Consider the following 12668-nt stretch of genomic DNA (forward strand, 5'->3'; position numbering starts at 1 on the left):
AAGTCCTGTATTATCTTGTACCGTTCTTTTTTCTTATCGTCTATTGGCACCACTGGGTTCATAATATATAGTCACTCTGTTAAGGTTATATATGCTTTATTGAAGAGATAGATGTCCTACATCTAAAGAGATATAGGACACCCTTGCTAGCGACGCTTCATCCAAGTACGTCCTTCGTTCGTTGAGTAGAAAAGCCCCTTCTCGCAAGTTGCCAGGATCTCTTGTCCGTTGTCCATTAGATCCTCAAAGTCTCCTCTAGAAAGAGAAACTACACAGCGAGCCCCCCAAGTTTTACCATTATTGGCTGAGTACTCGATCATTCCTGCGTTTTTGGGGCTAATGCGGATTAGCTCCTTACCTCGATTGATCATCTGTGGCATAGTATTGACTCTATTTTTTTCGTTGGGTATCTATAGCTCTTCGACAGACATCTTGTCATTCGTATAAGTGACTTGAAAGGAGAGACCACTCTCCTTATCTTTTACCACACAGGACTCGGGGCGGTTATCTACTGTGATGACGAGATCTGTTTTGACATTTTCCACTTCTTCAATCAGCTCATTCAGCGCCTCTCTTTCGTAGTCGCTTGTGACATCGTTGCCTTTGTAAAAGGCTCTTCTGATAGAGCCTTCTGCATCCTCAAATGCATCAAAAGCATTTTCGATGTAGGTGGTATAGTCTACATCTACGTCCATAGTAGCAAGCGTAAGCTCGCCTCCGAGTGCCTCGTAGTACGCTGTGCGAATCTTGGCATAGTTGATGACGAATTCGTCTTCTGTGGGGTCATCCATTGAGCAGCTTGAGAAAAGCGCTGACAGGAGGAGTAAGGGTAGGATAAGAAGTTTCTTTTTCATACTGATATATTGTTTGGTTTTAGTTGTCCCACGTATAGGAGGTGTTCTCATCTTCGAATAGTCCTCTGAGGATATCTATAAGTTTTTCGTCAAACTCTATAGCACCGCCCATTCTGAGCAGTCCTAGGACCTTACCATTTGCCAGGAGCTGATGTCCTATGTAAGCCCTTCCATAGCAAGCATCGTGATTGCCGATTTGCAGAGAGGAGACTTGCTCCATTGAGATGCTTCCTTTTTGGGGTATAGAGATGACACTGCTCAAGAAAGCGTCCTTCAGGAGCCTGTAGTAGAGATTCTTGTCTGTAAGCAAGATGCCCGTCCAGCCGTAGCCTCCCACGGTGCCTATAATCTTTTTGTTGACCGCCAGAAGAGGCTTTTCATCTGGCTGCAACTTTATCCCAAGACGCTTTTCGTGACGCTCTAGGACGTCTTGAGGTACTGGGCTCAAGAAAAGAGCCTTCGGGAGGGCTTCTCCGCTCTCTTTGAGAGCATCAATGTTTGCAAACAGCTTTGTTGCGTACATGTTTTTGTTGTTTGTTTAGTGGCTCTCTGTGGTTGTAGGGAGAGCGCGTGTCCTACGTTTTTGATTTCTATTCGATGACCTCCATAAAACAAAAGAAGCGTGGTGCTGCTGTGCCACGTTCTAAGTCGGAGGTCGTAGGATACCTTGATTCAGAGATACGTTGATAGCAGCCCACGCCCTTTGCGTGGAAACCACTATGCCTACTCTCCGAATAAGTCTTGAATTTCCTACGTTCCCGACTTCGAGATAAGCACAATCGCTTCGTATGTTTGATGTGACAGTGGGAGGATAGACTTTTCCCCCCAACTGCGCCACTAAGGTACAACCTTTTACCGAAACATACAATAGCGTGGCGAGCGTGGGCTGCACACTTTTGCGAATTGTATAGAGACCAGAGGCAAGCACCTCTAATCTCTAACTTCTAAAATCTAATCTCTAGCGGGCTACACCTCTCCGCAGGCGATCTGGCGATGAAGTTCTTTCTTGCGCTGCTCCTTGATGTCGTACCATAGCTGAGAATCCTTCAGCGCATCTATGGGGATTCGGCTAGCGTAGCGCTCTAGGAATTCATAGCTATACAGGTGCGATGCTCCAAGGTCTTTATCCATCCAGCTACCGTGGTCTATCAGCTCGGCCCAGTTCCACTTGTCGATGAAGCGATCTATCGTATCATAGTCCAGTGGTATGGAATCATTCTCAGATAGTTTATCCCAGTCCCAGCAGTCTGCAAACCGCTCCAAGCAGGCTACTGTTAGAATGGAGTCGCAATCAGTCAGAGAGAGACTAGACCAGGTTATCCAATTCTTGAACTCCTCAAGCATCTCGGGCGTCCACAGGATCTCGGCGTTGTGAGAGACCAGATGCCAGTCTAGCTTCTTCCAATACTTCCTGAGGGTCTCTAATGTCCAGGGGAACTCCTGTGAGAGTCCTTTCCAAGCAGCTTCGTCCAGCTGCTTCTTTAGTAAGTCATTTATATCCATAGTTTTTCATTTGATTTGTTGAACACAGTGCAAAGATACACCGCAGGGTGTGCCATATCGAAGCACAGGTCTGAAGAATCTCTCGACTTCCTCAGAAGTCCCGACAGTTTCATACGGAAGAAACTCTAGTTTCATAGGTAGGAAATCAAAAATCTCCACGGAGGAACGGACAAATTCTTCGGAACTTTGATTTCATTCTTCCGAACTTTCATTTCATTCTTCCGAACTTTTATTTCCTGGCTCCGTGGAGAATTTTCGTTTTCCACGTGGCGGTTTGAAAATACCCACGTACGCATCAAAGCGAGACGTGTAACCCTTTGTAGGGACGCACGGTGAGTATCTAGTGGGAGGGCGTCCGTTGTCGAACAGACCAAAACGAGTACTGACTTCGTAACTTTTGATACAACGGACGCTCAGAGCGAGCGTCCCTACAAAGGGTTACTGGTCTCTAATCTCTAACTTCTAACCTCTAATTCAGTATCTTTGTAGCCGTTAACCACGGAGTCGGAGCGTGAACTGACAGTCGCTGATTACGCTTTGAACTCTCATCTAGTAATCATTTAGTAACGTATAGCAACCTACTTATGACCTATTTACGTCGATATGACTTTGCTGTGGGGCTTCTGGCTCTCCTACTGATGATGCTCGCCACACCACTTAGCGGGCAAGCTCAAAAGCAAGCGCAGCGCAAGTTCACGATCAATGGCTTCGTGCATGATGCGCAGAGTGGCGAGACGCTGATTGCCGCCAATGTAATGGAACTCAACAGCCGCACAGGTGCCGTAACGAATGAGTTCGGCCACTACTCGCTGACACTCCCAGCGGGAGAGGTGCTCCTGCAGTTTTCCTATGTGGGCTATCAGAGCGACACGATACGTCTGCAGCTCTCGTCCGATACGACACTCTCGGCTTCGCTCATCGAGGGTCAGCTACTCGGCGAGGTGGTCGTGGTGGGGAGTCCGAATCCCTCGGGCGTTGAGACGGCGACTATCGGTGCACAGCACATATCGGCGAGCGAGATCAAGCGACTGCCCGCTTTCTTTGGCGAGCAGGATGTGATCAAGGCGCTACAACTACTACCTGGCGTACAGAGCGGTTCGGAGGGTTCGTCGGGACTCTTCGTGCGTGGTGGCGATCCAGACCAAAACTTGATCCTCATGGATGGCATCTCGCTCTACAATCCGAATCACATGCTGGGAGCTTTCTCGACCTTCAACCCCGATGCGGTCAAGTCGGTGACGCTGTACAAGGGCACCTTCCCCGCTCGCTTCGGGGGGCGTCTCTCGTCAGTCGTGGATGTACGTCTCAAGGATGGCGATATGCAGGAGTACCACGGCAATGCTAGCATCGGACTGATCTCCTCGAAGATCAATGTGGAGGGACCGATCGTCAAGGATCGCACCACCTTCAACTTCTCGGCACGGCGCACCTACCTAGACCTGCTGGCTGCGATGGCTTTTGCTATACGTAATCGCCAGGAGGGTGAGGATGGCGAGAAGATGAAGGGCGGGTATGACTTTCACGATCTGAACCTGAAGGTGACGCACCGCTTCTCTGATAGAGACCAGCTATACCTCTTCGGCTATTACGGCAACGACCGTGTCTGGACACGCTATACTAGTGGAGATGACAAGCAGCAGATGTCTTGGCTTTGGGGCAATGCGATGGGTTCGCTACGGTGGAACCATGTCATCAACGGACAGCTCTTTCTCAATACCACAGCCTCCTATACGCAGTACCGCTCTAGGCTACGCATGAAAATGCAGGAGGACAAGGATGAGCCTCCCGTAGCGATGAGCTATGACTCGGGCATCCGAGACTGGCTCCTGACGAGCGAGCTGCACTACTCACCTGTGGAGCAGCATCAGTTACTCTTCGGGGCTAACTACACCTTCCACACCTTTCGCCCTGAGATGACTTCGATCAAGGTAAACGGCAAGGACCTTTCGGACTTAACTGGGACGGACTTTAATGTCTTCGGAAACAATCCTAAGATCTACGCCCACGAGGCTTCGCTCTATGCTGAGGATGAGATGAAGCTGGGGGACAAGTGGACCTTTAATGCGGGGCTACGCTACAGCTTCTACCACGTGCGTGGCAAGGGCTACCATAATATAGAGCCTCGTGTGAGTGCGGCTTGGCGCATCACGCCTGCCCTAACCGCCAAGGTGGGCTACGCTCTGATGACGCAGCATGTGCACCTCCTGACGAACAATAGTCTGAGCCTGCCTACGGATCTGTGGGTGCCCTCGACGGACCGCATCAAGCCGATGCACGTACACCACTTTACGGCGGGGCTATTCCTCCATGTGCCTCAGTGGGGCGACTTCTCGGTAGAGGGCTACTACAAGCCGATGAGCAATGTGCTGGAGTACAAGGAGGGTTCTTTCTTCTATGGTGTCTCAACAAACTGGGAGCAGATGGTTGCTATGGGACGTGGCACGGCTTACGGTCTGGAGCTACTCTGGCAGCGTAAGGTGGGCAAGCTAACGGGCTGGGTGAGCTACGCCTGGGCTCGCACGTGGCGCACCTTTGACCAGCCAGGAGAGGAGCTAAACTTCGGACGCACTTTCCCCGCTAAGTACGACCGCATTCACGACTTTAAGATTACTGCGATGTATCAGCTGGGCAAGAGCTGGGACTTTGCCGCTACTTGGGTCTTTGCCTCGGGTCAGACGGGCACCATCGCAACGCATGAGTACGATGGACTGAAAGACCCGCTCTCATGGGAGAGTGTAAATGGATCTCTCGACTATGTGTCTGAGCGAAATAACTACCGCTTCAAGCCTTACCACAGACTGGATCTGAGCATCACCTACACGAAGCATCACAAGCGGGGTAAGAGCCTGTGGAACCTAAGCATCTACAACGTATACAATCAGATGAACCCTTTCATCGTTACGCCAGTGAGGGAGAAGACGGGCGACAACTCTTACCGCACTATGCTACAGCAGGTAACAATCTTTCCGATTCTGCCCAACATCAGCTACACCTACTCCTTTTAGCCTAAGACCGACTATGAGACCTATACAATATATCCAGTTAGCCAGCAGCGCACTACTTATCACGCTCTTCACAGCCTGTCAGACGACCATTCCCCTAGACCTAGGCGATAATACGCCTCGCATCGTCATCAATGCGGTCGCTACGGAGCAGCAAGGCATCGACATTTCACTCTCCGAGAGCAAGCCGACGGGAGTTGCTTCGTCCAGTACGAATGTTTACTATCCCTACGACCATCCCGACTGCCCCTATCGTATGACGCTTCAGGTCAACGATCAGCTCGTACCGATCAGCAAGGTGAAGCAATACAAGCCACAAGCAGGCGACCGCATAGCAATATCGGTAGAGAAGGCTGGGCTCAAGACAGCTTCGGCAACTACCACGGTGCCCGCACAGCCTACCGTCGGCGTCATAGAGGTCAAGAAGCTAGACAAGACGCATCGCGCGCCCTATGCGTACAATATGCCAGGTAGGATAGATATGCCAGATGGCAGATATGTCGAGGTTCAAGACTACGAACTATCCATCCCGCTTCAGGGCATCACGAAGGATAGCTACTACCGCATCATCGTAGAGAAGCAAGCAGTGGATCCTGAGCGCGAGTTCCAAGAGAGTCCATACGCTTGGAGTCAAGAGAAGATTGACGACCCACGTATGACGCAGTTTGGCAATGGCGACCTGATCTTTGAGTCTAGCAGAGGTCGCGTGATGAATCTATTGGCTGGTTCTAACGTTTCAGCGAGCGACTGCACGCTCAAGACGACGCTCTCCTTTGCCACAAGGGTGTGCAAAGCCGATGGATCCACAGACGATGAGCGGACGGCTAAAGGAATATCAGAGTATGTCGCCCTGCGTGTCACCGTTTATGCGATCACAGGCGACCTCTATCACTACTGGCAGACGGTTACAGCAAAGCGCTATAATGGTCTAGGCGATACGGGCATCTCGGAGCCGAACCTCATCTACAACAATATCCACGACGGCCTTGGCATACTCGGCAGCATGGCTACGAGCCTGCGTCAGGACCTTAAGATCATAACACGCTAATGCGGTGAAAGACTTATGACACAAGAGACTATACAAATGCTCCCAGAGTGGGCGCCACAAGATGCGATCCTCCTCGCCTGGCCTCACAGCCAGAGCGACTGGGCTCCGATCCTACACGAGGTACAGCGCACCTACTGCAACATTATCGAGCAGGTGACACGCTTCGAGCCTGTCGTGCTACTCGTGCCAAAGGATCCAAACGAGTATGCCTCTCTGCCGTCGGAGCTACGCTCGCGCTGTCTGCTCGTCCCCTGCCCTACCAATGATACGTGGTGCCGTGACTACGGTCCGCTGGCTCTCCAGAGTCCTAGTGGCGCACGCGTCCTCGTTGACTTCACCTTCAACGCATGGGGTGGTAAGTTTGTCTCGGCACTTGACAATTTGGTGGTGCGTCGCCTCATAATGAAAGAACTCTTTGCGCTGGATGTCGCTTACTTTGAGGCATCAAGTTTAACCTTCGAGGGGGGAGCTTTGGAGTGCAATGGCGAGGGCCTTCTCTTGACCACCAAATCCTGCGTAGAGGATCCGCTTCGCAATCCGCATCTCTGCGAGACTCCTTATATATATGAGGCACTGCTACAATGTCTCGGTCTGACCGACTACTGCTCGCTCAAAGTCGCTCCCCTACCGGGCGATGACACCGATGGACATATAGACACGATCGCCCGCTTCGTCGACCCCGACACCATTATCTATGTCTCCCCGAGCGACCCTACGGCGCAAAGCTTCGCCGCCTTGACACAGCTAGAGCGTCAGCTACAAGAGCTAGCTCGTCAGCGTCCCGCCTTGCGACTGATCGCCTTGCCCGATGTGGGCGACTTCCCCTCACGCTATGAGACTGATTGCCTCATACCAGCCACCTATGCGAACTTCCTCCTCGTCAACGGCGCACTCCTGCTCCCCATCTACGGGCGCAGCACCGACAGCGAGGCGCAGCGCATCCTCCAGCAAGCACTACCTCACCTCGAGGTCGTGCCAATAGACTGCTCCATACTGGTCGAGCAGCACGGTAGCCTGCACTGCATCTCCATGCAAATACCGCAAGGCTTCCTCAATCCTTCACTCCTAGACACCATAACAAGATGAAAGTAGGTATCATACAGCAGCACAACGGTGCTGACCATACGGACAATATCCACCGCCTCCAAGAGCGCATCCGCCAGCTAGCCCACGAAGGGGCCGATCTGATCGTCCTACAAGAGCTACACAACGGACTGTACTTCTGCCAAACCGAAGACGTCGCTCTCTTTGACCAAGCGGAGACGATACCCGGTCCATCCACCGAAAGCTTCGGAGCCTTGGCTCGTGAACTGGGCGTCGTGATCGTCCTCTCACTCTTTGAGAAGCGCGCCACGGGTCTTTACCACAACACCGCCGTAGTGCTCGAGCGAGACGGCTCCATAGCAGGTCGCTATCGCAAGATGCACATACCGGACGACCCCGCCTACTACGAGAAGTTTTACTTCACTCCTGGCGACCTAGGCTTTGAGCCGATCAACACCTCCGTTGGTCGCCTCGGCATCCTCATTTGCTGGGATCAGTGGTACCCCGAGGCTGCACGGCTTATGGCTCTCAAGGGCGCCGAGCTACTCATCTACCCGACCGCCATCGGCACCGCTGCCTACGACACGCCCGAAGAGCAGCAGCGCCAGATCGATGCGTGGCAACTGGTGCAGCGTGGTCATGCCGTCGCCAACAACCTCCCCGTCATTGCGGTGAATCGTGTCGGCTACGAGCCCGACCCCTCAGGTGTCACCGAGGGGATACAGTTTTGGGGTCACAGCTTCGTCACAGGTCAGCAGGGCGAGATACTTTGCGATCTGAGTCAGACCGAGGAAGCGGGTGCCGTCATCGAGCTCGACCTAGAGCGCACCGAGCTCGTCCGATGCTGGTGGCCTTACCTGCGTGATCGGCGCATAGATAGCTACGGAGAGATCACCCGTCGCTACATTGATTGAGCCATTTGTCAAGGTCAAAAAGGCAAAAGAGTGATTTATTCCTCCGAAACTGCTAACTTTGCAGGCAATAGCTCATTCCACATAGAATAACATAAAACGAATTGATATAGTATGGCATTAAAAGAATCCGGGTCACAAGGCTCTCACCACTCTGAGGAGATCGTGTCTCGTAGCGAGCGTTTCATTGAGAAGTACAGCAAGACCATCATATGGTGTGTGCTGGGCATCATCGTGCTAGGTGTGGGCATCTGGCTCTACATAGACAAGGTGGTCAAGCCCCGTGGTGACAAGGCAGCTGCAGAGCTATACCTTGCTGAGGAGCAGTTTATGGCAGGTGCTGATAGCGCTGCGCTCAACGCTCCTGCGGCTGGAGCCATGGGACTCCTAGCGATTGCAGACAAGTATAGTAGCACTGATGCTGGCAAGCTGGCTCACGCCTATGCTGGTATTATCTACTACGACGAGGGCAAGTACGAGGAGGCTATCCGTGAGCTCAAAGAGTTCAAGGCTAAGGAGAAGATGGTCGCTCCCTCTATCACCCGTCTCATCGGCGACTGCTACGTAGAGCTAGGCAAGTACGACGAAGCTGCCAAGTACTTTATGGACGCTGCCAAGGCTGCCGACAACCCCGTCATCTCTCCGAGCTGTCTCATCAAGGCAGGCCATGTCTACGAGGAGTTAGGTCAGTATGACAAGGCACTCAAAGCTTACAAAGAGATCCAGGAGAAGTACTACACAGCGCCTGAATCTGAGAGCATCGAGGCTTCGATCATACGCGTAGAGGCTAAGCTTAAGAAGTAGAAACTTAGAGGTTAGACTTTAGAAGTTAGAGATTAGAAGCAAGAGATTAGACTTCCGATCACTCCGATCCACTCCGATAGCTCTGATCCCTTCGATCTCTAACTTCTAAAGTCTAATCTCTAACCTCTAATCTCTAAAAACCCATGTCTTCACAACTCCACAGCCAGCAGACACCGGCTCACTACACGCTTCAGCACAGACACACGGCGGACATACGTCGCATCGCTGTCGTTTACTCCGAATGGAATGCTGAGATCACCCACGCACTCCGCGACGGAGCTGTCACGACACTCCTAGAGTGCGGTCTAGAGCGCCAGCAGATTGAGACCTTCTCCGTGCCAGGGGCCTTTGAGCTCACCTACACGGCGAATCTACTCAGTGAGGCGACCCAACCCTACGATGCTATCATCATCATTGGTTGCGTCATACGTGGCGAGACTTCGCACTACGACCTCATCTGCAACAGCGTCACCGAGGGTGCTACCGAGCTTAACCTACGAGGCAAGGCGCCCGTCATCTTCGGTCTAGTCACCGTTGAGAACATTGCGCAGGCTCGTGCCCGCTCTGGTGGTGCCGTAGGTAACAAAGGCTCCGAGTGCGCCATCGCTGCGCTCCAGATGATCGACATCAGAGCTGCGATACAAGGGTAACGACCCGACCTATATACCGACAAGTCCCTAGTGCTATCTCTAGCGCTAGGGACTTTTATTATTTCAGGGCATAGGACGTATCGCTCGTATCACACTGTCTCCATAGCACATACGAGTTCCAAAAGTAGTTCCCCTCTTCAGACTGTTGCATATATGAAGAATAAGTCTTACCTTTGCAACGTGTTTTTCATGGTGTTAGATTTTAAGGTTAATGAGAAGGGGCTGTCTTAGGACAGCCCTTTTTTATTGTATCTACCCCTTGGAGCTATATTTCTGAGGAGCACAGATGGGATAGCTCTCAGGGCTGATGCGTTATATCTCGGTACTCCACTAACTACGCTTGACAACAAGTCTAGGATATATCGATTGAGCCTGGCTTCATCGCACTGTCAATACTCATACATCTTCGCTAAGTCCGATATCTCCCAAGGAATTTCCCAATAGCTCACAAGAAAACAAAAACTCTCCACAGAGCTGGGAAATGAAACTTCGGAAGAATGAAATGAAAGTTCGGAAGAATGAAATGAAAGTTCCGAAGAATTTTTCGTTTCCTCGCTAATAATCCAGAATATCTACGGATGAATTTCCCGATTTCCTCCACCTTCCGAATTCTTTCATTGAGGTGTAGATGCACCCGTCCGCCCCGGGGCAGCTCTACTCTGAGATATTTTCATTACCTTTGCATCAGACTCTTAGGGGTGCCACAGTGCGACTGCGTGGTGGCTGAGATGAGACCCTCGACCTGATCCAGATAATACTGGCGTAGGCAAAGAGAACAACTACACGCTGACCGTGCAGACTCTCATACTGGGACACCCTACTTGCCAAGACCTTGAGCTTGGCGGTACACACTAAGAGTTTTACATACCAGACTGATGAAGGTATGTAGGCTCTTTTTCTTTTTATATGGCTTATGCAAGTAACGATCAATAAGACTCCACACGACCTGCCGGCAGGAACCTCGCTACTAGAGGCAGTATCACCTGTTGTCGCTACGCTCGACCACACGGCGCTAGCGGTCAATCATCGTGTCATACCACGTGATGCCTGGCCTACACACCATCTCTGCGAGGGTGATGCCGTCATGATCATTACCGCAGCTATGGGTGGCTAAGTCACATCTCTTCTTCCAAACACACTTAATCTCTTTACTCTATGAAGCAAAAAGATCAAACGGACAATCTAAACATCTCTCAGGGACCACTCCCTGGCTCTACTAAGATATATGTCACTGGCTCTCGCCCCGACATTCGCGTGCCGATGCGTCGCATCACACTCTCTGACACCATTGACGAAGAGGGTGTACGGCACAACAACGGCTCGGTAGTGGTCTACGACACCTCAGGACCCTACACCGATCCCGACTATCATGTCGATCCGCACCAAGGGCTACCTAAGATACGCCAGCAGTGGATCGAGGAGCGTGGTGACACGACGAGACTGAAAGAGCAAAGCTCGGAATATGGTCGCAAGCGGAGACAAGACGCTTCGTTGGATCATCTGCGCTTTGCCCATCTCAACGACCAGCCGCTCGTAGGCACCGAGGAGCATCCTGTCACGCAGCTATACTACGCACGTCAGGGGATCATCACCCCCGAGATGGAGTATGTCGCTATCCGTGAGAACCAGCTCATCGACGAGATCCGAGAGCAGTACCCGCAGCATCTGGGCGAGAGCTTTGGAGCTAATATCCCTGAGCGCATCACCCCAGAGTTCGTTCGTGACGAGATCGCTGCTGGACGAGCTATCCTCCCCAACAACATCAACCACCCCGAGAGCGAGCCGATGATCATCGGGCGCAACTTCCTCGTCAAGATCAATGCCAACATTGGTAACTCGCCCATCACCTCCTCTATCCAAGAGGAAGTCGAGAAGGCTGTCTGGGCTATCCGCTGGGGTGCTGACACCATCATGGACCTCTCCACGGGGCGCAACATCCACGAGACGAGAGAGTGGATCATTCGCAATTCGCCAGTACCCGTAGGCACCGTGCCACTATACCAAGCTTTGGAAAAAGTCAAGGGACAGGCCGACAAGCTTACGTGGGAGCTTTACCGAGACACGCTCATCGAGCAGGCTGAGCAGGGTGTCGACTACTTCACCATCCATGCTGGCTTGCGCTGGCAGTTCATCCCGCTGACGATGAAGCGCCTCACGGGCATCGTTTCTCGTGGAGGTGCCATCATGGCGAACTGGTGTACGACGCATAAGCGTGAGAGCTTCCTCTATGAGCACTTTGACGAGATCTGTCAGATCTGCGCTCGCTACGACGTAGGTATCAGTATTGGTGACGGTTTGCGTCCTGGCTCTATCGCCGATGCCAACGATGAGGCGCAGTTTGCCGAGCTACGTACGCTGGGCGAGCTATCTCGTATTGCGGACAAGCATTGCGTGCAGGTCCTCATCGAGGGACCTGGTCACGTGCCTATGCAGCGCATCAAGGAGAATATGGACTTGCAGCTAGACCTTTGCAACGAAGCTCCCTTCTACACACTCGGTCCGTTGGTCACCGACATTGCCCCAGGCTATGACCACATCACCAGTGCCATCGGTGGTGCTATGATTGCGTGGCGCGGCACTGCGATGCTCTGCTACGTGACCCGCAAGGAGCACTTGGGTCTGCCCAACAAGGACGATGTCAAGGAGGGTGTCGTCACCTTCAAGCTGGCAGCCCATGCGGCTGACCTTGCCAAGGGACACCCAGGCGCATACTACCGTGACTACGCTATGAGCAAGGCACGCTATGAGTTCCGCTGGAAGGATCAGTTCCACCTAGCACTCGACAGCGAGACGGCGCTCCAGTATCACGACGAGACGCTACCCGCTGAGGGGCACAAGGAGGCACACTTCTG

Annotated in this window: 12 protein-coding genes and 1 riboswitch; of the genes, 8 read left to right on the top strand and 4 right to left on the bottom strand. The window is 52.2% G+C overall.

Translation table 11 applies throughout. The annotated features are described in order from the left end of the window. Window positions 1-146: 146 nt before the first annotated feature. The 4 genes from Q0X57_RS04715 to Q0X57_RS04730 all read right to left on the bottom strand — a co-directional run bounded on the left by Q0X57_RS04715 (window position 147) and on the right by Q0X57_RS04730 (window position 2357). A complete protein-coding gene (locus Q0X57_RS04715; protein WP_297728391.1) occupies window positions 147-380 on the bottom strand; it encodes a hypothetical protein in 234 nt (77 codons plus the stop codon). A 30-nt stretch (window positions 381-410) separates the two neighbouring features. Beyond that, complete coding sequence (locus Q0X57_RS04720; RefSeq protein WP_297728394.1) at window positions 411-854, bottom strand: hypothetical protein; 444 nt, start codon at window positions 852-854, stop codon at window positions 411-413. Window positions 855-873: 19 nt separating this feature from the next. Beyond that, entirely contained in the window at window positions 874-1377 is a 504-nt protein-coding gene (locus tag Q0X57_RS04725; RefSeq protein WP_297728397.1) for a hypothetical protein, read from the bottom strand. Window positions 1378-1820: 443 nt separating this feature from the next. Then, complete coding sequence (locus tag Q0X57_RS04730; RefSeq protein WP_297728399.1) at window positions 1821-2357, bottom strand: hypothetical protein; 537 nt, start codon at window positions 2355-2357, stop codon at window positions 1821-1823. A gap of 584 nt (window positions 2358-2941) precedes the next feature. Here Q0X57_RS04730 and Q0X57_RS04735 point away from each other — a divergent pair. From Q0X57_RS04735 to thiC, 8 genes are all read left to right on the top strand, one after another. Continuing rightward, a complete protein-coding gene (locus Q0X57_RS04735; RefSeq protein WP_297728401.1) occupies window positions 2942-5362 on the top strand; it encodes a TonB-dependent receptor in 2421 nt (806 codons plus the stop codon). Window positions 5363-5375: 13 nt separating this feature from the next. Further along, window positions 5376-6407 (top strand): DUF4249 domain-containing protein, encoded by a 1032-nt coding sequence (locus tag Q0X57_RS04740; protein WP_297728404.1) that lies wholly within the window; start codon window positions 5376-5378, stop codon window positions 6405-6407. A gap of 15 nt (window positions 6408-6422) precedes the next feature. Then, on the top strand, window positions 6423-7493 hold the full coding sequence (locus Q0X57_RS04745) for an agmatine deiminase family protein (protein WP_297728406.1): 1071 nt from the start codon (window positions 6423-6425) through the stop codon (window positions 7491-7493). Further along, a complete protein-coding gene (locus Q0X57_RS04750; protein ID WP_297728409.1) occupies window positions 7490-8365 on the top strand; it encodes a carbon-nitrogen hydrolase in 876 nt (291 codons plus the stop codon). Before Q0X57_RS04745 ends, Q0X57_RS04750 begins: the two co-directional genes overlap by 4 nt. Window positions 8366-8476: 111 nt before the next feature. Next, entirely contained in the window at window positions 8477-9166 is a 690-nt protein-coding gene (locus tag Q0X57_RS04755; RefSeq protein ID WP_297728412.1) for a tetratricopeptide repeat protein, read from the top strand. Between the two features lie 143 nt (window positions 9167-9309). Continuing rightward, a complete protein-coding gene (gene ribH, locus Q0X57_RS04760) occupies window positions 9310-9816 on the top strand; it encodes a 6,7-dimethyl-8-ribityllumazine synthase (RefSeq protein WP_297728414.1) in 507 nt (168 codons plus the stop codon). 684 nt (window positions 9817-10500) lie between these two features. Continuing rightward, window positions 10501-10602: riboswitch (TPP riboswitch) on the top strand. 127 nt (window positions 10603-10729) lie between these two features. Continuing rightward, on the top strand, window positions 10730-10930 hold the full coding sequence (thiS, locus tag Q0X57_RS04765) for a sulfur carrier protein ThiS (RefSeq protein WP_297728417.1): 201 nt from the start codon (window positions 10730-10732) through the stop codon (window positions 10928-10930). Window positions 10931-10971: 41 nt separating this feature from the next. After that, the coding region (thiC, locus tag Q0X57_RS04770; protein ID WP_297728419.1) for a phosphomethylpyrimidine synthase ThiC at window positions 10972-12668 on the top strand (1697 nt) is incomplete at its 3' end.

The organism is uncultured Porphyromonas sp. (assembly GCF_947254915.1).
GTDB lineage: Bacteria > Bacteroidota > Bacteroidia > Bacteroidales > Porphyromonadaceae > Porphyromonas.